Origin of the sequence: Nocardia panacis, from assembly GCF_003598715.1 — a bacterium.
Taxonomy (GTDB): Bacteria; Actinomycetota; Actinomycetes; order Mycobacteriales; family Mycobacteriaceae; genus Nocardia; species Nocardia panacis.
Genome location: NZ_QZFU01000016.1, coordinates 280,603 through 305,781, shown reverse-complemented (window position 1 = coordinate 305,781; position 25,179 = coordinate 280,603). Strand labels below are relative to the sequence as shown.

General features: G+C 68.1%; 21 protein-coding genes and 3 tRNA genes. 9 read left to right on the top strand and 15 right to left on the bottom strand.

The window, feature by feature from the left end; genetic code table 11:
- Window position 1: 1 nt before the first annotated feature.
- On the bottom strand, window positions 2-874 hold the full coding sequence (locus D5S18_RS09530) for a 1,4-dihydroxy-2-naphthoate polyprenyltransferase (protein ID WP_120039455.1): 873 nt from the start codon (window positions 872-874) through the stop codon (window positions 2-4).
- A 37-nt stretch (window positions 875-911) separates the two neighbouring features.
- The gene (locus D5S18_RS09525) at window positions 912-1,367 is read right to left on the bottom strand and encodes an SRPBCC family protein (RefSeq protein ID WP_120039454.1); all 456 of its coding nucleotides are present in this window, start codon (window positions 1,365-1,367) and stop codon (window positions 912-914) included.
- 43 nt (window positions 1,368-1,410) lie between these two features.
- Here D5S18_RS09525 and D5S18_RS09520 point away from each other — a divergent pair, with 43 nt between their 5' ends.
- On the top strand, window positions 1,411-4,863 hold the full coding sequence (locus D5S18_RS09520) for an AfsR/SARP family transcriptional regulator (RefSeq protein ID WP_239003636.1): 3,453 nt from the start codon (window positions 1,411-1,413) through the stop codon (window positions 4,861-4,863).
- A gap of 258 nt (window positions 4,864-5,121) precedes the next feature.
- Here D5S18_RS09520 and D5S18_RS09515 read toward each other — a convergent pair whose 3' ends face one another.
- The 5 genes from D5S18_RS09515 to D5S18_RS09495 form a co-directional block, all read right to left on the bottom strand.
- Complete coding sequence (locus tag D5S18_RS09515; protein ID WP_120039453.1) at window positions 5,122-5,961, bottom strand: ABC transporter permease; 840 nt, start codon at window positions 5,959-5,961, stop codon at window positions 5,122-5,124.
- A 304-nt stretch (window positions 5,962-6,265) separates the two neighbouring features.
- On the bottom strand, window positions 6,266-7,252 hold the full coding sequence (locus tag D5S18_RS09510; RefSeq protein ID WP_120039452.1) for an ATP-binding cassette domain-containing protein: 987 nt from the start codon (window positions 7,250-7,252) through the stop codon (window positions 6,266-6,268).
- A gap of 146 nt (window positions 7,253-7,398) precedes the next feature.
- Window positions 7,399-8,532 (bottom strand): o-succinylbenzoate--CoA ligase, encoded by a 1,134-nt coding sequence (gene menE, locus D5S18_RS09505; RefSeq protein ID WP_120039451.1) that lies wholly within the window; start codon window positions 8,530-8,532, stop codon window positions 7,399-7,401.
- A 316-nt stretch (window positions 8,533-8,848) separates the two neighbouring features.
- On the bottom strand, window positions 8,849-9,241 hold the full coding sequence (locus D5S18_RS09500; protein ID WP_120039450.1) for a VOC family protein: 393 nt from the start codon (window positions 9,239-9,241) through the stop codon (window positions 8,849-8,851).
- Between the two features lie 16 nt (window positions 9,242-9,257).
- Window positions 9,258-10,151 carry a 1,4-dihydroxy-2-naphthoyl-CoA synthase gene (locus D5S18_RS09495; protein ID WP_120039449.1) on the bottom strand — a complete coding sequence of 298 codons (894 nt, stop codon included), beginning with the start codon at window positions 10,149-10,151 and terminating at the stop codon, window positions 9,258-9,260.
- A gap of 274 nt (window positions 10,152-10,425) precedes the next feature.
- Between D5S18_RS09495 and D5S18_RS09490 the strand changes: the two genes are divergently transcribed.
- Complete coding sequence (locus D5S18_RS09490) at window positions 10,426-10,872, top strand: DUF6918 family protein (protein ID WP_120039448.1); 447 nt, start codon at window positions 10,426-10,428, stop codon at window positions 10,870-10,872.
- 187 nt (window positions 10,873-11,059) lie between these two features.
- Window positions 11,060-12,703 (top strand): 2-succinyl-5-enolpyruvyl-6-hydroxy-3-cyclohexene-1-carboxylic-acid synthase, encoded by a 1,644-nt coding sequence (gene menD / locus D5S18_RS09485; protein WP_120040464.1) that lies wholly within the window; start codon window positions 11,060-11,062, stop codon window positions 12,701-12,703.
- Between the two features lie 86 nt (window positions 12,704-12,789).
- On the opposite strand, the gene D5S18_RS09480 is transcribed toward menD, so the two are convergent.
- From D5S18_RS09480 to D5S18_RS09450, 7 genes are all read right to left on the bottom strand, one after another.
- The gene (locus D5S18_RS09480) at window positions 12,790-13,002 is read right to left on the bottom strand and encodes an Rv3202a family protein (RefSeq protein WP_120039447.1); all 213 of its coding nucleotides are present in this window, start codon (window positions 13,000-13,002) and stop codon (window positions 12,790-12,792) included.
- A gap of 74 nt (window positions 13,003-13,076) precedes the next feature.
- Window positions 13,077-13,313, bottom strand: coding sequence for a DUF8836 family protein (locus D5S18_RS09475; protein ID WP_120039446.1), 237 nt, complete (start codon window positions 13,311-13,313; stop codon window positions 13,077-13,079).
- 62 nt (window positions 13,314-13,375) lie between these two features.
- A complete protein-coding gene (locus tag D5S18_RS09470) occupies window positions 13,376-17,482 on the bottom strand; it encodes a bifunctional nitrate reductase/sulfite reductase flavoprotein subunit alpha (RefSeq protein ID WP_120040462.1) in 4,107 nt (1,368 codons plus the stop codon).
- A 100-nt stretch (window positions 17,483-17,582) separates the two neighbouring features.
- A complete protein-coding gene (locus D5S18_RS09465) occupies window positions 17,583-18,287 on the bottom strand; it encodes a demethylmenaquinone methyltransferase (RefSeq protein WP_120039445.1) in 705 nt (234 codons plus the stop codon).
- Between the two features lie 59 nt (window positions 18,288-18,346).
- Window positions 18,347-19,486: a glycosyltransferase family 4 protein gene (locus D5S18_RS09460; protein ID WP_120039444.1), complete on the bottom strand. Its 1,140-nt coding sequence runs from the start codon at window positions 19,484-19,486 to the stop codon at window positions 18,347-18,349.
- 122 nt (window positions 19,487-19,608) lie between these two features.
- The gene (locus D5S18_RS09455) at window positions 19,609-20,070 is read right to left on the bottom strand and encodes a DUF3592 domain-containing protein (protein WP_203236700.1); all 462 of its coding nucleotides are present in this window, start codon (window positions 20,068-20,070) and stop codon (window positions 19,609-19,611) included.
- 107 nt (window positions 20,071-20,177) lie between these two features.
- The gene (locus D5S18_RS09450; RefSeq protein ID WP_120040456.1) at window positions 20,178-21,437 is read right to left on the bottom strand and encodes a geranylgeranyl reductase family protein; all 1,260 of its coding nucleotides are present in this window, start codon (window positions 21,435-21,437) and stop codon (window positions 20,178-20,180) included.
- Between the two features lie 108 nt (window positions 21,438-21,545).
- On the opposite strand from D5S18_RS09450, the gene D5S18_RS09445 reads away from it, so the two are divergent.
- Together D5S18_RS09445 and htpX are read left to right on the top strand one after the other, a co-directional pair.
- Window positions 21,546-22,568, top strand: a complete 1,023-nt coding sequence (locus D5S18_RS09445; protein WP_120039443.1) for a polyprenyl synthetase family protein — start codon at window positions 21,546-21,548, stop codon at window positions 22,566-22,568.
- Between the two features lie 127 nt (window positions 22,569-22,695).
- A complete protein-coding gene (gene htpX, locus D5S18_RS09440; protein ID WP_120039442.1) occupies window positions 22,696-23,577 on the top strand; it encodes a zinc metalloprotease HtpX in 882 nt (293 codons plus the stop codon).
- 121 nt (window positions 23,578-23,698) lie between these two features.
- Here htpX and D5S18_RS09435 read toward each other — a convergent pair.
- Window positions 23,699-23,781: transfer RNA gene (locus tag D5S18_RS09435), tRNA-Tyr, on the bottom strand.
- A 177-nt stretch (window positions 23,782-23,958) separates the two neighbouring features.
- Here D5S18_RS09435 and D5S18_RS09430 point away from each other — a divergent pair.
- The 4 genes from D5S18_RS09430 to rpmG all read left to right on the top strand — a co-directional run bounded on the left by D5S18_RS09430 (window position 23,959) and on the right by rpmG (window position 25,086).
- The gene (locus D5S18_RS09430; RefSeq protein WP_120039441.1) at window positions 23,959-24,450 is read left to right on the top strand and encodes a YajQ family cyclic di-GMP-binding protein; all 492 of its coding nucleotides are present in this window, start codon (window positions 23,959-23,961) and stop codon (window positions 24,448-24,450) included.
- A gap of 199 nt (window positions 24,451-24,649) precedes the next feature.
- A tRNA-Thr gene (locus tag D5S18_RS09425) sits at window positions 24,650-24,722 on the top strand.
- A gap of 76 nt (window positions 24,723-24,798) precedes the next feature.
- Window positions 24,799-24,874: transfer RNA gene (locus tag D5S18_RS09420), tRNA-Met, on the top strand.
- Between the two features lie 41 nt (window positions 24,875-24,915).
- Window positions 24,916-25,086 carry a 50S ribosomal protein L33 gene (gene rpmG, locus D5S18_RS09415; RefSeq protein ID WP_011211653.1) on the top strand — a complete coding sequence of 57 codons (171 nt, stop codon included), beginning with the start codon at window positions 24,916-24,918 and terminating at the stop codon, window positions 25,084-25,086.
- Window positions 25,087-25,179 lie beyond the last annotated feature (93 nt).

Here is a 25,179-nt window from a genome sequence, read left to right as displayed (position 1 = left end):
TTCAGCTCCCGAAGCCGAGGGCGAGCGCGGTGGCGAGCGCCCACACCAGCATGGCCAGGCCGGTATCCCGCAGCGTGGGAATGAGTTTCGGCCCGCTGCCGCCGGTGCGCACCGGCGCGGCGGCCCGAACCGCGAACGGGACTGCCACCAGACCGGCCAGTGCCCATGGTGTCTTCGCGATGAGTGCGATGCTGATCACGAACGGCGCCGCGACCAGCGCGAGATACAGCGCTCTGGTGCGCGGATCGCCGAGTTTTACCGCGAGGGTGACCTTTCCGGATTCGGTGTCGGTGGGGATATCGCGCAGGTTATTGGCGACGAGCACCGCACAGGAGAAGGAGCCGACGGCCACGGCCATGCCGAGCCCGACCCACGAAAGCCGTTCGGCCTGCACGTATTCGGTGCCGAGGACGGCGACCAGACCGAAGAAGACGAAGACCGAGACCTCACCGAGCCCCCGATACCCGTAGGGCTTGTTGCCGCCGGTGTAGAACCACGCCCCCGCCAGGCAGGCCGCGCCGACCAGCACCAACCACCAGGCCGTGAGCAGGGCGAGCAGCAATCCGAGGGCGGCCCCGATCCCCATGCTGATAAACGCGGCGGTGCGAACCTGCTTGGGCGCGGCCAACTTCTGCCCGACCAACCGGACCGGGCCGACCCGCACCTCATCGGTGCCGCGAATTCCGTCGGAATAGTCGTTGGCGAAATTCACCCCGATGATCAGCGCCAGCGAAACCAGCAGCGCGAGAACGGCCTTGGGCCAGTTCACGGCATCGTAGGCGGCTGCGGCCCCGGTTCCGGCGATGACGGGTGCGATCGCGTTCGGGAGGGTGCGGGGCCGTGCGCCCTCGATCCATTGCGCTGCGGTAGCCATACACGCAGCGTAGTTCGTTCGGTACTGGGTGGTTCGTTCAGTTCTGGGCGGCCTGCCGGAGCCGGGCCAGGCCCTTCTCGAAATCGCGACCGATCATCCGATCCATCGGCATGACCAGCGTGAGCAGACCCATCAGCCCGCGCCGCTCGCCGCGCATCCGCCACGTCACCTCCGTGGCCGGACCGTTGGGCGCCAGGGTGAAGGTGACCTCGTTGGTCGCCTTCCACGGGCGCTCGAATTCCAATCGGAGCAGGATCTCGCGGTCGGTGCTGGACAGGATCTCCATCTTCCCGCTGCCCACCTTGCGATTGCCGCTCCAGGCGTATTTCGCGCCGACCCCGGCGTCCGCGCCGGAGAAGGTGCGCAGCATCTGCGGGTCCATGTCCTCCCACGGTGACCAGATGCTCCACCGGTGGAAGTCGTCGATCAGACCGTGCACGCGCGATGGCTCGGCCGAGATGACGGCCTGCCGGACCACTTCGAACTCAGCCATGGCGCCAGCGTAGGCCGCATCAAGTGATTGAGAGCAAGAATCTATGACAACCCTCCCGGTGCTGGTCGCATACGATGAGCGCGGGATGTATCCGGAGATAAGCGGCCACGTCGGTGGCAGTCGAGCCTCGACGCCCGCAGGTGATTCGCTCGTGGTGGCCCTGCTGGGCGAGATCGCGCTATGTCGCGACGGTGCGCTCGCCGCGCTGCCCGGCACCCGATCCCGATTGCTGCTCGCGGCGCTGGCCCTGCATCCGGGTCGCAGCCGCAGCGCGCAGGCCCTCATCGACGAGGTGTGGGGCGCGAGTCCGCCGCGCGCACCGATGAATGCCCTGCACACTCAGGTCTCGCGCCTGCGCGCCGCGCTGCCCGACGGTGCGTTGGAGATCGGCCCGGCGGGCTATCGACTGACGTTGTCCTCGGATGCGGTGGATCTCGCGCTGGCACATCGGTTGTCCGCGGCCGCCGCGCAGCGTCGCGCGGCGGGTGATGCCGCGGGAAGCCTGTCGGCCATCGAGCAGGCCAGGGCGCTGTGGCGCGGTGAACCTGCCGCCGATCTCCCCGACGGCGAGGTGGCCGACGCACTGCGCTTCGCCGCCGCTCGGCTGCGCGAGGATCTCGATGAACTCGAACTCGCCGCCCGCGAGTTGCGCGGCGATCTCGCGGGCGCGCTGCGCCTGGCCAAATCCCGTGCGGCGGAACATATTCTCGACGAACCGGCACATCACACCCTGATGCGCCTTTTGACCGCTGCCGGTCGACCGAATGAGGCGCTGGAATGTTTCGCGGCCTTCCGCCGCAGACTGGCCGATCAACTCGGCGCCGATCCGGGACGGGCGCTGGTCGATCTGAATACCGCGATCCTGCGGGGAGAGGAGCGGGCGCAGGCAGCGGATGTCCGCGAAAATGCCGATCCCGCCGCGATATCGCACCTTTTGGGTGTCGAATCCGGGCCGGCTGCAGCGGAATTCAGCTCGAGTGACCCGCCGACGGAACAGACCCGCCCTTCGATCGGTCTGCGGGCCGCGCCCAACGCGTTGCTCGGCCGGGAGAACGACCTCGCGGAACTGACCGCGCTGCTCGACACTTCGCGCGTGACCACCGTGCTCGGTCCCGGCGGATCCGGAAAGACCAGGATCGCCAATGAATTGGGGTCGTGCGCGGCGGGACGCTTCTCGGTGCTGCTGGTGGAACTGGCCTCGGTGCGTTCGGAAGGGGAGGAGGCGCGCCTCGAGATCGAGGCCGCGATCGGCGCACCACTCGGACTCGGCGACCGCGCACTGGACAATGCGGCGCTGCGGGGCGCGCCACCGCCGGATTTCGGGCGACGACTGCGCGAGGCGCTCGGTGTCCGCCCGACACTGCTCATCCTGGACAACTGCGAGCATCTGATCGATGCGGTGGCCGTGGTGGTCGCCGATCTGATCGGATCCTGCGATCGGCTCACGGTGCTGACCACCAGCCGGGCGCCGCTCATGATCACCGCCGAGGCGGTCTATCCGCTGCCGCCCCTGGCCATCGATGCCGCGGGCTCACCGGCCACCGAGTTGTTCACGGCCAGGGCGCGCGCGGTCCGACCGGGTGCGCGCCTCGATCCCGGCGAGATCGCCCGACTCTGCCACACACTGGACGGTCTGCCGCTGGCCATCGAATTGGCCGCAGCGCGGGTGCGCACCATGAGTGTCGCCGAGATCAATACGCGGCTGCAGGACCGGTTCGCCCTGCTGCTCAATACCGACCGCAGTTCGCCCGCGCGACACCGCACGCTGCATTCGGTGATCGACTGGAGTTGGAATCTGTTGGACAAGCCGCAGCAGGTGGCGCTGCGGCGACTGTGCCGCTTCCCGGCGGGTTTCGGCCTCGACGCCGCGGCGGCGGTCGCGGGGGGACCGGATCTCGACGATGTGCCCGCGGCGGTGGACGGCCTGGTCAATCAGTCGCTGCTGACCGTGCTCGACGACGGCGACACCCTCCGCTATCGCATGCTGGAGACGGTCCGCGAGTACGGCGAGGAACAGTTGGCCGCCATACCCGGCGAGGGCGATCTGGTTTTGGACAACCTGGTGCAGTGGGCCTGCGATTTCGTCGTCGTCGCCGCGAACCACTGGACGGCCGCGGGCCGAACCACCACCGATCAGGTCGGGGCCACGAACGCGGTCGGCGCGGAACTGGACAACCTGCTCGCGGCACTGCGCCGCGCCGTGGACACCGGTGACGGCAACGCGGCCTACAGCATTTTTCCCGTGATCGGATTCCTGTGGGTGATCCGCGGTGCGCACGAGGAGGTCACGGCCTGGTACGCGCGCATCCTCGACCTGGAACCCGATGCGGCGCGGCCCCATCCGCCCACCGCCGATCAGGAGATCGCCACCTACGTGCTGTTCTTCATGCATTTGGCGGTCATCAGGGGGGATATTCGCAGGCTGACGCGCCTGCGGACCCGGCTGCGCAGGCTGATGCGCGGCCGCACCGGGATTCTGCCCGTATTGCACTTCTTCGCCACCGTGGTGCTCGCGCCGCCCACGGCCCTCGCGGTCAGTCGGACGATCGCGATGGGCACCCGTTCCGAGGATCCCGATACCAAGGCGGCGGCGCTGATCATCCGGGCCAACGGGCGGGAGAACCTCGGCGATGTGCTCGGCTCGACCATCGACGCGGAGAATGCGATTCGGGCCATGCGTCCCGGTGATATTTGGGGTCATTCGGCGGTGCTGCGGCACCTTGCCTCGGTGTATTCGCAGGTGGGGCGCTATTCGGAGGCGGTTGAGCACTACCGGCGCGCCATCGGTCCGCTGCGTGCGCTCGGCGCGGTCAACGAGGCGATCGAGAACGCGGGCATGATGGCGGGAGCGCTGGTCGGCTGCGGTGCGTTCGACGAGGCGGAGCGCGAGATTCGCGCGGCGGTCGGCGCGGCGGAGTTCGAGGAGTTGATGGGGGAGGGGGTCGCGCGCGCCAACCCGCTGATGGCCACTCTCGTCGCCGCCTACGCCGAACTCGAACTCGCGCGCGCGCGGATCGATAGCGGACTGCGCCTGTATCGGCGCGCCCTGGACGTATTCGGTTGGCCCCAGCAGATGCTCGGTCCCGGACCGGGTGGGGTGATGTTCGCCTGCGGTGCGCTCGACGCGGAGGCGCTCTACGGTGCGCCGCACGCTTTCGACCCGATGCTGGACGGCCTGATCGCCGCGACCCTCGGGCCGTTGAGCCTCATCAGCGATCTCCCGCAGATCGGCGCGGCCGCCGTCACGATCGGTGCACATCTGGTGGGCACCGCCCGCGATCAGGAGACCGGACTGGAGTTGCTCACGCTGTCCGGGAGAATCAATGCCAGACAGGACTTTCCGACGATGTTGCGGTCCCGGCACGTCGAGGCGGCCCGCGAACGCGTCGGCGCGGATCGGATGCGGGCGGCCATCGAGCGAGCCGCCCTTGTTCGCCGCCGCGACGCGGCCGCGCGAATCCTGGAACTGCTCGGTGAGATTCGAATCGAGCGCTGAACTTCGGCTCGGCACTATCGCGAATCCCCTCCGAATTCGACTGCGGCACAGTAGGGTAAGCCACGAAGACCCCCGCTTCATGTGGTTGATGGCATGCTTCACACAATTGGGGTCTTCACCGAATAGGTGACGAAGACCCCCGCATCGTGTTCTGTGGTTGGCATCTCGTTTCACCCCTGGGGGTCTTCGCCCTTGCGGTCCTACGGAAATGCCGGACGGTACAGGGCCGCCCGGCATTTCACCCCTCGTCGCGACGGTTCACGCGCGTCGCATGTACGCCCGCACCGCCAGCGGCGCGAAGATCGCGATGACCACCACCGCGCCCAAGAGCGACCAGGTCAGATCCGCCGCGTAGTCGCCCCCGTTCATCAGTTCCCGGCAGGCATTGACCATGTAGTACACGGGATTCACCTTGTTGATGCCCTGTAGCCAGCCCGGCATGGTCTGCACCCGCGCGAACGCGCCGGACATGAAGGTCAGCGGGAACATGATCATCATCGAAAGCCCTTGCACGCCTGCGGCACTGCGACCTGTCACGCCGACCAGCGCCCAGATCCAACTGACCGCGAACGAGCAGAACACCACGACCAGCGCGGCCAGTACGACCCCGAAGACGCCGCCTTCGGGGCGGTAGCCCAGGCACAATCCGACCACGATGGTGAGCGCCGTGGCCAGCCCGTAGCGGACCATATCCGCGAGCAGCGCCCCCGCCAGCGCCGAAATGCGGGCGATGGGCAGGGATTTGAAGCGATCGAAGACGCCCTTGTCCATATCCTCGCGCAATTGGGTGCCGGTGACGACCGAGGTGAGCACCACCGTCTGCACGAGAATGCCCGGAATCAGCGTCGGCAGGTAGTCGTGCACATTGTGCGAGATCGCCCCGCCGAAAATATAGGCGAACAGCACGGTGAACAGGATCGGCTGCACGGTGACATCGAAGAGCTGCTCCGGATTGTGCTTGATCTTGAGCAGACCGCGATAGGCCATGGTCAGCGAGGTGGCCGCGGTCTGCCGCAAGGAGATTCGATTGTTCGCCGTCGGAATCGGGCGCGCGGTGCGCGGTGCCGTGCTCGTCTCGGGTGCGGTCAGCGTGGTCATGCTCTACTCCTTGTGGCCTGAACGGGGCTTGCTTCGTGGTTACGCTTCGCTACCGCCTCCGCGGCTGACCCGTTCACGCGGGGTTCCTTGTGGCCTGAACGGGGCTTGCTTCGTGGTTACGCTTCGCTACCGCCTCCGCGGCTGACCCGTTCACGCGGGGTTCCTTGTGGCCTGAACGGGGCTTGCTTCGTGGTTACGCTTCGCTACCGCCTCCGCGGCTGACCCGTTCACGCGGGGTTCCTTGTGGCCTGAACGGGGCTTGCTTCGTGGTTACGCTTCGCTACCGCCTCCGCAGCTGACCCGTTCACGCCGGGCTCCTCTCGGATGCGGTGTCCTCGGCCGGGTGGCCGGTGATGGTCAGGAAGACTTCATCGAGGCTCGGTTTGGTGACGGTGATCTCCTCGATCGGAATACCGTGCTCCCGCAACCGGATCAGCAGATCGGCGGTGGCATTCGGGTCGCGAAGCGGTGCGGTCAACCGTCCGGCCTCAGGGGTGATCGACGCTTCGACGTCGAGCACCTCCCCGATGATCAGGCGCGCCTGATCCAGGTGGGTGCGCTCGGTCAGTGTCAGGTGCAGTGCGGAGCCGCCGATCGATGCCTTGAGTTCGTCGGCGGTGCCGTCGGCGATCACCCGGCCGTGGTCGATGACGGCGATCCGGTCGGCGAGTTGATCGGCCTCGTCCAGGTACTGGGTGGTCAGCAGTACGGTCGCGCCCTCGCGGACCAGGCGACGGATGGTCTCCCACATCTGGGTGCGGGTGCGCGGGTCGAGTCCGGTGGTCGGTTCGTCGAGGAACAGCAGCGGCGGGGTGGCGATGAGGCTTGCGGCCAGGTCCAGGCGCCTGCGCATACCGCCGGAGAAATTGGCCAGCGGTTTGTCGGCAGCCTCGATGAGGCTGAATTCCTCCAGCAGGTCGGCGGTGCGCCGCCTGGCCGCGGCCCTACTCATGCCGAGCAGGCGGGAGAAGATCATCAGATTCTCGGTGGCGGTCAGCGTCTCGTCCACCGAGGCGTACTGCCCGGTGACACCGACCAGTGAGCGGACCGCGGTCGGTTCGGCGACCACGTCGTGGCCGAAGATGCGGGCACTGCCGCCGTCCGGTCGCAGCAGGGTGGCCAGCATTTTGATGGTCGTGGTCTTGCCCGCGCCATTGGGTCCGAGCACGCCGTAGACCGCGCCGCGCGGCACCGCCAGGCTCACCCCGTCCACGGCGCGCTGTTCCCCGAACACCTTGACCAGGCGATCGGCCTCGACGGCGAGCGCCGTATCAGGTGGGTAAGAAGTCATGCGGCAACACTGCGTGCCGCGACTTGCACGGGTCTTGCGTGGCGGTGGCGTGCCGGCTGCAGCGAATGCGGAGGTACGCCTAATGGGCGCTGCCTGCGTAGCTGTCCGCAGAGCCGCGCATGGCCGGAGCGAAGGCGGAGGTACGCCTACCCGGCGGAATCGGCGAGCAGGTATTCGCGCAGCTCGGCCCGGTTCGGCTTACCGGGACCGCGCAGCGGAATCTCCTCGACCAGCATCAATTCGCGGGGTGCGGCGATCGGGTCGAGTTCCCGGATGACAAAGTCGCGCAACTCGTCGAGGGTGGGCACGGCATTGCGCGCGGGCACCACCGCGACGGCGACCCGCTGACCGAGCCGCTCATCGGGCACACCGAGCACCACGCATTCGCTGACGGCGGGATGGGTGATCAGCACCGCCTCCACCACCTGCGGGATGACCAGCAGGCCGCCGGTCATGATGGCCTCGTCCAGGCGGCCCGTGACGGTGAGCCGACCGTCCACGAAGGCGCCCGCGTCGTCGGTGCGGAACCAACCCGGTTCGGCGAAGGCGGGGTGATCGGGCATGCCGCGGTAGCCGTGGGCCAGCATCCGGCCGCCGAGCAGCACCCGGCCGTCCTCCAGGCGAATCTCGGCGCCGGTCAGCGGGGTTCCGTCGTAGACGCAACCGCCGCAGGTCTCGCTCATCCCGTAGGTGCGCACCACATTGATCCCGGCCTCGTGGGCGCGCTCGTAGACGGGCAGCGGGGTGGCCGCGCCGCCGATCAGGACCGCGTCCAGCTCGGCGAGGGCCTTGGTGGCGACAGGCGCGTCCAGGGCCTTGATGAGTTGGGTGGGCACCAGCGCGGTGTAGCGACGTTCACCGCGCATCCCGGAGATGGCCCCGGCCAGCGCCTCGGGCAGGAAACCGCCGGAGACGTCGAGCACGGTGGGTTCGGTGCCCGCGAGGATGCTGCGCAGCAGCACCTGGATACCCGCGATGTGGTGGGTGGGTAGGGCCAGCAGCCAGCTACCCGGTCCGCCGAGGCGCTCGTGGGTGGCGGTGCCGCTGGCGCGCAGCGCGGCCGCGCCGAGTAGCGCGCCCTTGGGTACGCCCGTGGTGCCCGAGGTGGTGACGACCAGCGCCACCTCGTCACCGATGGGTTCGCCGGGGGCCAGAGCGTCGCTCAGGCGACGGGCCTCGCGGCGGTCGGAGGTGGGGATCGGCAGCCAGGCCGGACCATTGCTGTCGAGCGCTTCGCGCAGGTGGGGCAGGACGTCGCCGACACCGGATCCGGTGGGCATGGGAAGGGTCCGCAGCGTTCTGGTCACGACCCCTCCTTGCCCGGCGCCCGGTGCCTCATGCGCTCGTTCATCCCTGCGATGGTGTCATGTCGGCGACCCGGCGGTTTGCTGGGGTGGCGCGACGAGACCGCGGCCACCGCCGCGGCATGGGGTTCTGGCAGGCCAGGCATCGAGACAGCGATTCCCTCGTCGGACGATGGTCAGCGGCGGCCACCTCGGACAGCGGCGGTCGGGGAGGCATCGTGGGCTATCGTCCTCGCCGCGCCCGCGCTTGGCAACCCGGCCTATCGCCCATTCACCGCGTTTCGGGCCGCGATCAGCCCGCCGACCAGCGTGAATCCCGCCGAAGCGGATGCTCGGTCGGGACCTCGACCAGGACGATCGACACCCCGTCCGGATCGCGCACCCACATCTCGACCAGCCCCCACGCCTCCCGGACCGGGGCGCGCTCGATCGGAATTCCCTTGAGCGCCAACTCCGCCGCCGCGTCGGCGGCATCGCGCACCTGCAGCCACAGCGCGCCGTCGAACGCCGACGGGTTGCCCGTCGCGCCGTGGCCCGCGACCTCGATCAGCGACTGTCCGGCGAAGAAGACGGTGCCGCCCGGATACTCCCGCGCCACGGCCAGCCCGAGACCGTCGCGATAGAAGGCGAGGGTCTTGTCGTAGTCGGCGGGACGCAGCAGGACTCGGCTGCTCAGGATGTCCATCGGTGAGCCTTCGCTGTCAGAAATACCAGGGGTAGGGGGTCCAATCCGGTGGACGCTTCTCGAGGAACGCGTCGCGCCCTTCAACGGCCTCATCGGTCATATAGGCCATTCGCGTGGCCTCGCCCGCGAAGAGTTGCTGGCCGACCAGGCCGTCGTCGGGCAGGTTGAACGCATACTTCAGCATGCGCTGCGCCTGCGGTGATTTCCCATTGATCTCGGCGGTCCACTCCAGGGCGACATTCTCCAGTTCGGCGTGGTCCGCGACATGGTTGACCGCACCCATATGGTGCATCTCCTCGGCGGTGTAGGTGCGACCGAGGAAGAAGATCTCCCGCGCGAACTTCTGCCCGACCATGCGCGCGAGGTAGGCGCTGCCGTAGCCGCCGTCGAAACTGCCCACATCGGCGTCGGTCTGTTTGAACCGGGCGTGCTCGCGGCTGGCCAGGGTGAGATCGCAGACCACGTGCAGGCTGTGCCCGCCGCCCGCGGCCCAACCATTGACCAGGGCGATGACCACCTTCGGCATGAAGCGGATCAGTCGCTGCACTTCGAGAATGTGTAGACGGCCCGCGCGCGCCGGATCGACGGTCTGCGCCGTTTCGCCGCTCGCGTACTGATAGCCGCTGCGGCCCCGGATGCGCTGATCGCCGCCGGAACAGAAGGCCCAGCCGCCGTCCTTCGGGCTCGGCCCATTGCCGGTGAGCAGCACCGCGCCGACATCGGAGCACATCCGGGCGTGATCGAGCACCCGATACAGCTCGTCGACAGTGTGCGGGCGGAAGGCATTGCGCACCTCGGGCCGGTCGAAGGCGACCCGCACGGTGCCTTGGTCCACGTGCCGGTGATAGGTGATATCGGTCAGGTCCTCGAATCCGGGGATCGACCGCCACAGCGTCGGATTGAACGTCACCCCCGCGATTATTCTCGCGACCGCGAGCGGGACTTCGGCGGCATATCAATTACAAATAGGTCACGCCCCGAACGCGGCGTTCGCGCGGCCGAATTATGCGATGAGCAGGGCGATTTGCGTTTCGAACACCCCGAAACGCCGGTCGGGGCCTGGCGCGGCGCGGTATCGGAGGCATCCCTACGCGCATTTAGCGGGTGAGCGCCGCGAGCCGCCGCGTGGCGGTGCGTATAGTTGCGGCTGCTCGTTCATCGAATCTATCCGGAGGAACCTGAAAGTGGTTGCAGCACTGTCTGAATCCCTGCTCGATGCGGCCAAGCGCCCGGCCTTCCTTGCCGACGCCGTTGAGGTTCTCAACGCCGAGGTCTCGGACAAGGGTGGTGCGTCCGGGCTGGCTGTGAAGGGTGGATACGCGGCCGTCAAGAAGATCAGCCCGTCGATCGTGCCGGATCTGCTGGATTCGTTGGCCCCCAAGCTGGTTGCCCAGTTGGAGCCGTTCTGGCAGGAGTTCGCGGCCAACGGCGGCGGCAGCTTCGCCGACCTGCTGACCGGCAAGTCCGACGAGGTGGCCGAGGCCCTGCTCGTGGTCACCGACGAGCGCGCCAACGCCTCGACCCGGCCCGCGCTGCAGAAGGTGTACTCCTCCATGCGCAACTCGGCCAAGAAGCACGTCATCGAGGCGCTGCCCCGCGTCGGCGAGCTGATCCAGCGGCACGCCAACTGATTTCGCGCGCCGTGCGCGTCGAGCGCGTCGCATTGTCGGAAGCCGTTGCCCGCGGCGGCTTTCCCGATGCGGCGCGCCGGTCGCGTCCGGGGCCGGTATCCGAACCCGGTTCGTCCGGCGGCTCGGGGCGGCTCGGTGTGAGCAGGGTGACGCCGCCGACCGTACGTCCGTCTGGGAGGCTGGGGTGGTGAACCCGTCAACAGCACAGGCGCAGGTCGTCGTCGACGAACTCGTACGCGGTGGCGTGCGCGATGTCGTCCTGTGCCCCGGATCCCGCAACGCCCCGTTGGCCTTCGCCTTGCAGGCGGCCGACGCGGTCGGTCGGCTCCGGTTGCATCTGCGCATCGACGAGCGGACCGCCGGATTCCTGGCTCTCGGCCTGGCGATATCCAGTCGACTACCGGTCCCGGTGGTGATGACTTCGGGTACGGCGGTGGCCAATCTCGGCCCGGCCGTGCTGGAGGCCAACTACGCGCGGGTGCCCCTGATCGTGCTCAGCGCCAACCGCCCCTACGAGATGCTGGGGTCCGGCGCGAATCAAACCGTCGAGCAGTTCGGTCTGTTCGGCAGCCAAGTGCGGGCCAACATCAGCCTGGGCTTGGCCGAGGTCGAGCGGTGTCCCGAGGACGCCGCGCCCTACGGTCATCAGAACAGCCAGTGGCGCTCGGCCGTCTGTCGGGTGTTGGCCGCCGCGCGCGGCACCCGCTCCGGCAATGCCGGACCGGTGCACTTCGACATTCCACTGCGCGAGCCGCTGGTTCCCGACCTGCTGCCCGGTGAATCGGCCCCGGCGGGTCGCGCCGAGGACAGCCCGTGGACCCGCACCGAGTACGCCACCCTCGATGTCCCGCTCGACCTGGACCTGACGCCCGACACGGTGGTCATCTCCGGCCACGGTGCGGGCCTGCGGCCGGAGTTGGCGGTGTTGCCCACCGTCGCCGAGCCCACCGCCCCGATGCACGGTCCCGCGCTGCATCCGTTGGCCCTGCCGCTGCTGCGGCCCAAACAGGCCGTCATTACGGGTAGACCGACTCTGCATCGGCAGGTCGCCAAGGTGCTCTCCGATCCCGAGGTGCGGGTGTTCGCGCTCACCACCGGTCCGCGCTGGCCCGATGTGTCGGGCAATGTGCTCGGCACCGGGACGCGCGCGATCGTCGCGGGCGCGCCCCGCGCGCAGTGGCTCGCGCACTGCGCGGACCTCAACGACAACGCCCACCGCGTCGTCCGTGCCGAACTGGCCCGCCACCCCAAGCCCACCGGACTGCATGTGGCCGCCGTGGTCATGGACGCGCTGCGCGAGGGCGATCAACTGCTGCTCGGCGCGTCCAATCCGGTGCGCGACGCCGCCCTGGTCGCCCATCCCAAACGCGGGGTGAAAGTGCTGTCCAATCGCGGTGTCGCCGGAATCGACGGCACCGTGTCCTCGGCTGTCGGCGCGGCGCTGCACCATCGCGGTCGCACCATCGCCCTCATCGGCGACCTCACCTTCCTGCACGACGCGTCCGGACTGCTGATCGGCCCCGGTGAGCCCCGGCCCGCCGACCTGACCATCGTGGTCGCCAATGACGACGGTGGCGGCATCTTCGAACTGCTCGAACAGGGCGATCCGCAGTACGCGGGCGTCTTCGAGCGGGTGTTCGGCACACCGCACGGCATGGATCTGGCGGCGATGTGCGCGGCCTATCGGATTCCGCACCGCCAGCTCGACCCGCAGCAGTTGGCCGTCGCACTGACCGAGCACGCGCACGGTATGCGGGTGCTCGAAGTGGCCACCGAGCGATCCAGTCTGCGCGAGCTGCATGCCGCGGTGCGGGCGCGCATCGCCGACTGAGCCCGCCCGCAGCGTGAGCGACGGGACCGGAGGCGGTAGCGGAGCGTGACCACGGAGGGACCCGTGAGCGCCGCGAATCGATACCGTCAGTCCCGGTCCGGTTCGTCGTCCATCGGCGCCGGAATGGACTGTTCGACCAGGTCGGCCGGGTCGGCGTCGAAGGCGTCGCGAGCGTGCACCGATTGCTCCGGCGCCTCGTTCAGTTCGGTCTCGTCGTTCGGGTTCGCGGGGACGGACTGTTCGGCGAAATCGGCCTCCGGGATGGAATCCAGGACGCGCCGGCTGCTGCGATCGGTCATCGGCGCTCCTCGGTCGGGGTGGGTAGCGCGGCTACCACCGAGCATGCGCCGCTCCGAGCGGCTCGGCAACCGGTTCACTCGTCGGCTACCGGGGCCGCTCCATTCGCGGGATGTTCCACCAGCGCCAGCGTGCGGGCCGCCAGGAAACGCGCGGTGCGCACCGCCGTCCCGGATCTGGTCACCTCGCTGACCTCCACCACGCCGCGCGCGATGCGCACTTCGACCCGTCGACCCGCTCTGGTCGCGGAAACTTCATAGTCGCGAGTACTGCCGCCGATATCGACGACGATCTCCACCCGATCGCCCTTCATCTACCAATTCTCCGCTTTTCCAGGCGCTTTCGCCGCTACGGGTTGATATCGGCAGGCACCGTTCAGTAGACGTCGCGGACGTAGCGCTTGTTCGCCACCAGCGACTTTCGATACGCCAGGGCCGCGTCGGTGTCGAGATCGCCGTGTACGCGGATGATGTGTAGGAGCGCCTCGTCCACATCGCGCGCCATCCTGTTCGCGTCGCCGCAGACGTACAGGTGCGCGCCGTCGCACAGCCAGGACCACAGTTGCGCCCCGTGTTCGATCATCCTGTGCTGCACGTAGATCCGCTCCCGTTGGTCGCGGGAGAAGGCCAGGTCCAAGCGGTTGAGGAAGCCACCGCGGAACATCTCCTCCAGTTCGGTGCGGTAGTAGAAATTGGTGGCCGCGTGCTGTTCGCCGAAGAACAGCCAGTTGCGGCCGGTCGCGCCGAGTGCCCGGCGCTCGTGCAGGAAACCGCGGAAGGGCGCGATTCCGGTGCCGGGGCCGATCATGATCATCGGGGCCGACGGATCCGACGGCGGCCGGAAATGCGGGGCGCGCTGCAGGAAGATCGGCACTTCGTCGGCGGCGCGGTCGGCCAGGTAGGTGCTGCACACCCCGCCGCGCGCCGGACGGCCGTAGCGCAGCACGCCCACCGTCACCTCCACCTCGTGCGGGCTGACCAGCGGGCTGGAGGAGATCGAATACTGGCGCGGTCGCAGCTTTTTCAGGACGGTCAGCCAGTCGACCAGATCGGCCCGCACCGGAAATTCGCGCAGCACGTCGACGGCCTGCCGATCCCACAGATAGTTGTCGAGTTCGTTGCGGTTGTCCCGGCGCAACAGTTTGGCCAGGTTCGCGTCGCCATTTTTGGAGGTGACACTGCGGGAGGCGATGAAGCTCAGCAGATCGTGGCCGACCTTGGTGATGTCGTAATGGTCGGCCAGCGCGGCGGCCAGCGGCATCTCCCGACCCGCGACCTCGACCGCGCGCCGCCCGTCGAGTCCGGTCACCGTCAGCCATTCGTCCACCAGCGTGGTGTCATTGCGGGGATAGATGCCCAGCGAATCGCCGACCTCGTAGCCGACCGCGTGCCCGCGCAGCTCGAATCCGAAGCGGCGCACCTCCTTCGGTGCGTTCGGCACGGACAGTCGCTCATTGCGGATCAGCGGGGCGAGCAGTGGCGCGGTGCGCGTGAAGACAGCCGGAGCCTGCTCAATAGTGCGGACGGCCGGTTGAGTGCTTGCCCCGGACAGTGTCGGGTTCTCGACGGTTCCGGTGAGCGCGGCGACCACCTCGTCGAGCCAGCGCGCGGCCGGTTCGCCGCAATCGGGTTCGCTGTCCACGCGCGGCAGCAGCCGCAGCGCGCCCCGCGCGGCCAGCGCCTCGTCCAGCCGACGTCCGTGTCCGCAGAAATCGTCGTAGGAGGAGTCGCCGAGGGCGAATACCGCGTAGCGCAGCCCGGACAGTCGAATAGCGCTGTCGTCCAGGCGGGTCCAGAAGTCCGCGCCATTGTCGGGTGCGCCGCCGTCGCCGAAGGTGCTGCTGATGACCAGGGTGTCACCGGTCAGCGCGGACAGGTCGCAGGAGTCCATCTCCAGCAGGTGCGGCGCGAATCCCGCCGCACCGAGCCGGGTGGCGGCGGCCGCCGCGAATTCCTCGGCGGTTCCGGTCTGCGAGGCCCACAGCACCGTGACCCGCCGCGCCGGGACTTCCTCGGCTTGTTCGGGCGAACCTGCTGCCCGCGAGTACATTCCGGCCAGCAGCCCATCGATCCACAACCTGCTCAGCGGCGAAATGGGCGCGGTATCGGGCAATACGGGCAGGCCGGTGCCGGGAATCGCGTGCAGCGCCGCGAGATAGCCGCTCAGGTAGGTGCGCTCGCCCTCGCTCAGCGTCGGCGTGCTGCCCGCGTCCAATCCGAGCGTCGCGGCCAGCGGATGGGTGGAACCCGCTGCGGTGAACGGTGATTCGAGGGGCGCCTCGGTGACGGGCTCGGCAATACCCGTCACCCGCCGCAGCGCGACCGCGCACACCTTGAACTCGGGTTGCAGCGAGAACGGGTCCACCGCGTCATTGGTCACCGCGTTGATGGTCAAGTACTCGCCCTGTTCGTCATTCCAGTGGAACGGTGCGAAGCAGTCGCCCACTCGCACCCGGTCGTCGATGCGCACCGGGAGTACGGCCCGGCCGCGGCGCGAGGCGATCTCGAGATGGTCGCCCGCGCGTATCCCGAGCCGTGCGGCGTCCTCGGGATGCACCTCGACGAACGGTTCGCCGGTGAGCCGATTCAGCTTGTCGATCCGGCCGGTCTTGGTCATGGTGTGCCACTGATGTTGCAGCCGACCGGTATTCAGCACGAACGGGTAGTCGTCGTCGGGCAGTTCCTCGGCGGGCAGATGCGGACGGGGCCAGAACACGGCGCGGCGGCTCGGCGTCGCGAAGGCCAGCGCGGGTCGCCGCCCCTCGGCGTCGAGGTGCGTGTGCTGACTCACCCCGTCATTGCGGTAGCGCACCGGATTGCGCCGTCGATCCGAATCCGGACACGGCCACTGCATGGGTCCCTCGCGCAGCAGTTCGTAGCTCATACCGCGCAGGTCGTAGCCGGTGGCCGGATTGGCGAAGCGCTTGATCTCCTCGAAAACCTCGGCGCCGGAATCGAATCGGAAACCATCGAAACCCATCGCCGTGGCGAGCGCGGCGATGAGTCGCCAATCGGGCACCGCCGCACCCGCCGGTTCGATCGACTGCTGTGCCAGGGTGACGGTGCGTTCCGAATTCACCAGCACCGCATCGGATTCCGCCCAGAGCGTGGCGGGCAGCAGTATGTCGGCGTAGGCGGTGGTCGAGGTCTCGCGGAAGGCGTCCTGCACGATCACCAGTTCGGCGGCCTCCAACCCGGCGATCACCGTCTTCCGATTGCTCACACTGGCTACGGGATTGGTGCAGATGATCCAGGCCGCCTTGATGCGCCCCTCGGCCATCTCTCGGAACATCTCGATGGTGCCCGGTCCGGCCTCGCTGCGGACGCTACCCGGCTCGATATCCCACGCCGCCTCCACGAAGGCGCGGTCCTTCGCGGCCAGCACACTGCGCTGACCGGGCAAACCCGGTCCCATATAACCCATTTCGCGTCCGCCCATGGCATTGGGCTGACCGGTGAGCGAGAACGGTCCGCTGCCGGGACGGCAGATCGCGCCGGTGGCCAGGTGCAGATTGCACAGTGCGTTGGTGCTCCAGGTGCCGTGTGTGGACTGATTGAGCCCCATGGTCCACAGCGACATCCATTCCCCCGCCGCGCCGATCCACCGCGCGGCCGTGCGAATGTCCTGTTCGGCCAGACCGGTGAGTTCGGCCACCCGATGCGGTGGATAGTCGGCGAGGAATTCCGGCATCGCCGCCCAGCCCTCGGTGTGCTCGGCGATGAAATCCTTGTCGATATCACCGTTTTCGAGCAGCAGATGCAGCAGGCCGTTGAGCAGCGCCAGATCCGTGCCCGGCGCGATTTGCAGAAACAGATCCGCCTTGGCCGCAGTGTCGGTGCGGCGCGGATCCACCACGATCAGGCGCGCGCCCGCGCGCAGGCGCTCGGCCATGCGCAGGAACAGGATCGGGTGGCAGTCGGCCATATTCGCGCCGATGACGAAGAACAGGTCGGCCCGCTCGAAATCGTCGTAGGAACCGGGCGGGCCGTCCGCCCCGAGCGACTGCTTGTAGCCGGTGCCCGCACTGGCCATGCACAGGCGCGAATTCGCCTCGATATGTTTGGTCCGCACATAGCCTTTGGCCAGTTTCGTCGCCAAATACTGTGCTTCCAGCGACATTTGGCCCGACACATAGAGCGCGATCGCATCCGGACCGTGCTCGTCGAGGATGGCCCGCAATCGCGTCGCGGCCGCCCGCACCGCTTCGTCCACCGTCGCGGGCCGCGCCTGCTCGGCGCGATCGGGTCGCAGGTAGGCCGAGGTCATGCGACCCGGCGCGCGCATCAACTCCGGATGGGTCGCGCCCTTCGTGCAGAGCCGACCGGCATTGGCCGGATGCAGCCGATCACCGGTGACCTTCGCGATGACGGGCGCGCCCGACGCGTCGGGCCGCGTCTCGACGGTGATGCCGCAGCCGACACCGCAGTACGAGCACGCGGTCCGGGTGGTGCGCGCACCGGGCGCGGTGACCGAATCCGCCATGGCACCGATCATGCGCAGCGCCGATTGCGCCGGGTTTACCGCGCGTTAGGTATAGGTGACGTTCCGCCTCATCGTCGAGATTTCCGGCGGTGAGGACGCCTCAACCCAGCTTGTAGGCCCGGTGCATGGCCGCGATGCCGAAGGAGAGATTGCGCCACCGCACCGAGGACCAGCCGCTCTCGGCGATCCGCGCGGCCAGTCGCCGCTGATTGGGCCAGGACCGGATGGATTCGGCCAGGTAGATGTAGGCATCCGGATGACTGCTCACAGTGCGAGCGACCCGAGGCAGCGCCCGCATCAGATACTCCATGTACACGGTCCGGAACACCGGGACGATCGGTGTGGAGAATTCGCACACCAGCAGCCGACCGCCGGGTTTGGTGACCCGCAGCATCTCCCGCAGTGCCGCGTCGGTGTCGGAGATATTGCGCAAACCGTAGGAGATGGTCACCGCGTCGAAGGAATCGTCGGCGAAGGGCAACGCGGTGGCGTCCGCGGCGACCATCGGCACCTCGCGGAAGCTGCCCGCGGCCAACATGCCCTTGGAGAAATCAGCCGCCAGGCACCAGGCACCCGATTTGGCGAGGTCGGCCGTGGAGATGCCGGTGCCCGCCGCCAGGTCGAGAATCCGCTCGCCGGGGCGCGGCGCGACCGCCCGGTGCACCGCGCGGCGCCAGTACCGGTCCTGACCCAGGGAGATCACGGTATTGGTCAGGTCGTACCGCTTCGCGACGCCGTCGAACATCGCCGCGACCTCGCGCGGTCGCTTGTCCAGCGAGGCACAGGCCGAGTCAGTTTTCGCCACCCCACGAGGCTATCCGCCCGCCCTGTATCCCGTGACGCTGTATCGGGTCGCGGCGGCGATCAGGCGGTGTGCGGCAGCGCGAGTCCCGCGCCCGTCACCTCGGCGTAGTGCCCCATCAACTCGGCGCAGACGGCGGGCCAGGTCCGCGACAGCACCGATTTGCGGGCCGCGCCCGCGAATCTGGTGCGCAGCGCCGGATCCCGCAGCGCGGCAACGGCACTGGGCAGCAGTTCGGTGAAACGGTCCACCGGGAGCAGATATCCGTTGCGGCAGTGCGCGATCAGATCCCGCGGCCCGCCCGCGTCCGGTCCGATCACCGGCACACCCGAGGCCAGAGCCTCCTGCACACCCTGACAGAACGTCTCGTGCTCGCCGGGGTGCACCATCACATCCAGGCTCGCGTACGCCCGCGCCAGTTCGTCGCCGCCGAGTTCGCCGGTGAATATCGCGTCGGGCAGCAGCTTCGCGAGCTTGCCCCGCTCCGGCCCGGCACCGACGATGACCAGTTGGATCTCCGGATTCGCGGCGAGCACCGCCAACCGGTCGACATGTTTCTCCGGCGCGAGTCGGCCGACGAAGCCGACCAGCAGCTTGCGCCCGCCCAACCAGCGCTCGCGCAACTCCGGTGTGCGCGCCGACGGGGTGAATCGAGCGATATCCACCCCGCGCCCCCAGCGGTGCACCCTGGGGATGCCGTGGCGCGCGAGATCCTCGGCCGCCGCGGTGGACGGCGCCAACGTGCGCGTCGCACCCTCGTGGATGCGGCGCGTCCAAGCCCAGGCAGCCCGACTGGCGAGCCCGAGGCCGTAACTTTTGGCGAAGCCCGCCACATCGGTCTGATACACCGCGACACTCGGCAGATCCAGGCGCAGCGCCGCCGCCAGCCCGCCCGCTCCGAGCAGGAACGGCGAGGCCAGGTGCACCACGTCGGCGTCGAAATCCGCCAGCGCCGCGGTGATCGCGGGCTGCGGTAGCCCGACCGGCAGCGAACTGATCTTCGGCACCATGACCGCAGGCACCCGATGCACCGGGAAGCGTTCATACCGGCGCGGCGCGGGCGGCCGCCCGCGCACGGTGTCCGGCGCGACGATCATCGCGTCGTGTCCGTGGCGGTCCAGATGGTCAAGCACCCGCAGCACGGAGTTGACCACGCCATTCATATTCGGCAGGAACGACTCCGCGACGATCGCTACTCGCACGCCCCCAGCGTGGCCGCCGCACCGCGCCGTCCCCCGACACCAACATGAAGCCCACGGAAAGTTCCGGCGAACGCTTCGGGCGCGGCCGAGTGGGCATGGCCGCAGCGAAGGCGAAGGTACGCCTAGGGGCGTGGCTCGGGCCTGCGGCGCAGGCGGCGCAGCACCCACACGGTGGGCAGCGCCAAACCCCAACTCACCGCGAGCACCGACAGGGCCGGGGGTACGGCTACCCGGACATCGCGTCCGGCGACCCGGACCAGATCCGGATCGCTGCGCGAGTATTCGACATTGATGCGCTCACCGGCGGTGAGGTTGGTCGGGTAGAGGACACCGACCTTCGGATTGTGCGAGCGCCCGTCCGGTGTGACGTACATGACCGCCGAGCGCAGCCGCCCCGCGGAGAGCACCTCGGCGGTGGCCACGCCCTTGTCGGAGCCGATCAGGTAGTCGTTGCGCCAAGCGGCCAGCACCAGCAGCACGGTCAGCGCGCTGACCACCGCCGCCGTCCACAGCACGCCGTTTCCGATCCGCCGCAGTCGCCGTTGGCGCGCGGTCTCGGAAGGGGGAACTTCGGCGGCGGTCACCCGTTCGAGCCTGCGCAGCAGTCCTGGTCGCCGCCTCTCGGACTGCCTGGTTTCCGCCACCGCAACAGGCTACTTCCCGGCTCGGCCATTTCTGTGCTCGACCATTTCTATGCGAAGGGGGGCAGTCCGTCGATGCGCATCGAGGCGCGCCCCGCAGTGCGCCACGCGCGCGCGACGAAATCGACATCCTCGTCGGTGACGAGATTGCCCATTACGCGAACCGCGGTGCGCTGCAGAACCTTCGACCGCATGACCGGCGGCCCGCCGAGCGGCACCGTGCGCGGATGGGTGGCCAACCCGGCCAGCCGCCGCGCCATCGAGAAGGTCCGCCCGTAGCGGGCGCGCAGCAGTCGCGGCCACACGGCGGTGAGATTCGGCTCGTCCAGCAGGTCGGCGAGCAGATGTCCGCCTTCCAGGCCGTAGTCGATGCCTTCGCCATTGAGCGGGTTCACGCAGCCCGCGGCATCGCCGACCAGCGCCCAGTTGCGTCCGGCCACATTCGATACCGCGCCACCCATCGGCAGCAGTGCCGAGGCCACCGCGCGCGGCTCGCCTTCGAGCCCCCACTCCGGCCTGCGCGACTCGACATAGTGCTCCAGCAGCGGTTTGAGCGCGACATGCGCAGGCCGCCGCTCGGTGGCCAGCGATCCGACGCCGATATTCACTTCGCCATTGCCGAGTGGGAAGATCCAGCCGTACCCCGGCACCAGTTCGCCCTGAGGATTGCGCAATTCCAGGTGCGAGGTGATCCACTGATCATCGCTGCGCGCGGATTTCATATAGGCGCGCGCGGCGGTGCCGTAGGCGAAGCGCCGATGCCAAGTGCGGCCGAGCATTTTGCCGATGGGGGAGCGAACCCCGTCGGCCACCACCAGGATTCGGCAGGCGACAGTGTGGGTCGACTCGGCGGTCCGCACCGTCACACTCGCGACCCGGTCGCCCTCCTTGGTGATATCCACCACCTTCGCGCCGTCGATCACGCGCGCGCCGGAGGTCTCGGCGGTGCGCCGCAACTTGTCGTCGAGTTCGATTCGGGGGACGGCGCTTCCGTATTTCGGGAAGCCGCCGCCGGGCCACGGCAACTCCACCTCGCGCCCGAATCCGGCCATCCGCAGCCCGCGATTCACCGTATGCGAGCGCGCCCATTCGCCGAGGCCGAGATGCTCCAACTCGGCGGTGGCGCGGGGGGTGAGGCCATCGCCGCAGGTCTTGTCCCTGGGGAAGACCGCGGCGTCGAGCAAGAGCACCTCGCGTCCGGCGCGCGCGGCCCAGGCGGCGGCGGCCGAGCCCGCGGGCCCCGCGCCGACCACGAGCACCTCGACCCGGTCGGGCAGCGCCGCCGCGGGATTTTCCTCCGGTGAACCCATGGGATCCATCCTGTCACCCCGCGCCGCAGTGACGGTGTTCATGGGGCCTTCATGCGGGGACACGCTAGGTTCTCTACCGTGGGGTCGGAAGCGGCGCTGGGAGAAGAGATGAGCACATCGGCTGTGAGTGCGCAGAATACGGTGGTCGCCGGGGTGGAACTCGGTGATCCGGAGCTCGCCGCTACGGTGCGCAACGGCCTGGAACAGGTCGAGAAGCTGTTGGTCGCCGAACTGTCCGACGGGGAGGAATTCCTGCAGCAGGCGGCGCTGCACCTGGCCAAGGCGGGCGGTAAGCGGTTCCGACCGCTGTTCACCGTCCTGACCGGCCAGTTCGGGCCGCGCCCCAATGATCCGCACCTGATCACCGCCGCCACCGTCGTGGAGTTGGTGCATCTGGCCACGCTGTACCACGACGACGTGATGGACGAGGCCCCTATGCGTCGGGGCGCGCAGAGCGTGAATTCGCGCTGGAGCAACAGTGTCGCGATCCTGGCGGGCGACTACCTGTTCGCGCACGCCTCGCGCCTGACCTCCACCCTGGGGCCGGACGCGGTGCGCGTCATCGCCGAGACCTTCGCCGAACTGGTCACCGGTCAGATGCGAGAGACCATGGGGGCGCGCGATTCCGAGGATCCGGTGGAGCACTACCTGCGGGTGGTGTGGGAGAAGACCGGATCGTTGATTGCCGCCTGCGGCAGATTCGGCGGCACCTTCACGGGGGCCGATCCGGAGAGTGTGGAGCGGTTGGCCCGCCTCGGCGACGCCGTCGGTACCGCCTTCCAGATCTCCGACGACATCATCGATATCTCCTCGGCCTCCGAGCAGTCCGGCAAGACGCCGGGCACCGATCTGCGCGAGGGCGTGCACACCCTGCCGGTGCTGTACGCGCTGCGCGAGGAGGGTGCGGAGGGCGATCGGCTGCGGGCGCTGCTGGCCCGCCCGCTGCGTACGGATGCGGAGGTCGACACCGCCCTCGAGCTGCTCTCGCGGTCGCGCGGCATGCTGCTGGCCAAGGAGAAGTTGCAGAGCTACGCCGATCTCGCGCACGCGGAACTGGCCGCGCTGCCCCAGGGGCCGGCGAATGAGGCGCTGGAGTCTCTGGTGCGTTACACCATCGAACGCGTCGGATAGGCACCGAGGTCGAGTCCGTCGCGGAACTCCGGAGTGGGCTCCTATCGTTTGTCAGGTGTAAGGCGCTCGTCGTTCGGTATCGGCGGCGCGGCACAGGACAGCAGCCGGGGCGTGGGCAAGGAGACGTATGCACGGGCACGGGTATGCGAATGGACTCAAGACGTTCGGGCTGATGGTCGGCCTGTCGGCCCTCATCGTGTTCGCCGGGGCCATGTTCCGCAGCCCGGTGATACTCGTGCTGGCCATCCTCGTCGCCGTCGGTATGAATGCCTACGCCTACTTCTACAGCGACAAGCTGGCACTCAGGGCCATGCACGCCCAGCCCGTCAGCGAGTTGGAGGCCCCGGTGGTCTACCGGATCGTGCGTGAGCTGGCCACCGCCGCCCGCCAACCGATGCCCCGGCTCTACATCAGCCCGACGAACGCGCCCAATGCCTTCGCGACCGGACGCGATCCGCGCCATGCCGCGGTCTGCTGTACCAGCGGCATCCTGCAACTGCTCGATGAGCGTGAATTGCGGGCGGTGCTCGGCCATGAGCTCTCCCACGTCTACAACCGCGACATCCTGATCTCCTCCATCGCGGGCGCGCTCGCCGCCGTCATCTCCGGATTGGCCAATCTCGCGTTCTTCGCCTCGGCCTTCGGCGGCAATCGCGAGGGCGAAGGCCCGAATTTCCTTGGTGTGCTGTTGGTTTCGCTCCTCGGTCCGATCGCGGCCGGACTGATCAAACTGGCCGTGTCCCGATCGCGCGAATACCAGGCCGACCAATCCGGCGCCGAACTCACCGGCGACCCTTTGGCTTTGGCCTCGGCCCTGCGCAAGCTGGAACGCGGCGTCCAGGCCGCGCCGCTACCGCCGGAACCGCAGTTGACGGCCCAGTCGCATCTGATGATCGCCAACCCGTTCCGCGCGGGTGAGCGTGCCGCCCGCTGGTTCTCCACCCACCCCCCGATGGCCGATCGGATCGCCCGGCTGGAGCAGATGGCAGGCGGTGATCATCGCTACTGAGCGAACCGGCAGCTATCGGGTGAATATGGTTGCGCCACAACCGGATCGCGCCCTCGCGCGACAAAACGAGAAAGAGCCTCATCCGCGTTTGCGCGGATGAGGCTCTTTCAGCGAACGACGGTGGCAGGTGTAGGATTCGAACCTACGTAGGCTTTCACCGGCAGATTTACAGTCTGCTCCCATTGGCCGCTCGGGCAACCTGCCGTTCGCGCACTGTTTTCGTGCGGTGAGAAGAATACATCGAACCTCCCCCCGAAATGCAAACCGGCTGGGCAACGGCCGTGCGACGGGACTAACGTCTGGCTTGCGGGTACAACTGACGTGCCGGATTCCCCTCGGCGTTCGGTAACCCTCTTCGAACCGTTTGGACAGGAGCGCAGCGTGGCTGATTCGTCTTTCGATGTCGTGAGCAAGGTCGATCGTCAGGAGGTCGACAACGCCCTGCATCAGGCGGAGAAGGAGCTGGGCACCCGCTATGACTTCCGCAACACCGGCGCGAAGATCGAATGGTCGGGCGAGGACAAGATCGTGCTCACCGCCGAGGCCGAGGAGCGGGTGAAGGCGGCGCTGGATGTGTTCAAGGAGAAGCTGATCCGCCGCGATATCTCGCTCAAGGCGTTCGATGCGGGCGAGCCGCAGGCCTCGGGGAAGATCTACAAGATCACCGGGACGCTGGTGCAGGGTATCGATACCGAGCACGCGAAGAAGATCTCCAAGAAGATCCGCGATGAGGGTCCCAAGGGCGTCAAGGCGCAGATCCAGGGCGAGGAGCTGCGGGTCAGCAGCAAGAAGCGCGATGATCTGCAGGCCGTGATCGCGCTGTTGAAGGGCGAGGATTTCGGGATCGCGCTGCAATTCGTCAACTACCGCTGAGAGGCGCTGCCGGCGAAGCTGTCCTTGAACCCGCGCGCGGCCGGAGGTACGCCAGGCGCGTGGCCCCGCTGCGGAATCGGTCCGGAAAAATAGGGCTTTATCAGGCGGTTTGGTAGTCGGCACGAGGAGTGTGTAACCTCGTTCAAGGCTTCACCGCCCCGGTTCTCGAGGAGATCGAGATCGGTGCGGATGTAGTCGCGCCCCCTTAGCTCAGTCGGCAGAGCGTTTCCATGGTAAGGAAAAGGTCAACGGTTCGATTCCGTTAGGGGGCTCGCCGGATTGCCGGTGGTGACCGACTCGGCATCGCTATGTAGGGTTGGGCGCAGCACCATCGCAATGCGTCCACGTGGCGGTGTAGCTCAGTCGGTAGAGCAAACGACTCATAATCGTTGTGTCGCCGGTTCAAGTCCGGCCATCGCTACCACAAACCGATTAAGCAACCAGGTACCGGAAAGAAGGAAAGTCGTGGCCGCGAAGTCCACCGATGTCCGGCCAAAGATCACCTTGGCCTGCGAGCAGTGCAAGCATCGCAACTACATCACCAAGAAGAACCGGCGCAACGACCCGGACCGGCTGGAGCTGAAGAAGTTCTGCCCGAACTGCGGAACGCACCGGGCGCACCGCGAATCTCGCTGATACAGACGCCGCACAAAGGGGTCGGACGAAAAGTCCGGCCCCTTTGTCATTTTCGAGGTCGGGCGCCCTGCGGTAGAGCCGGATGAGCGCGAC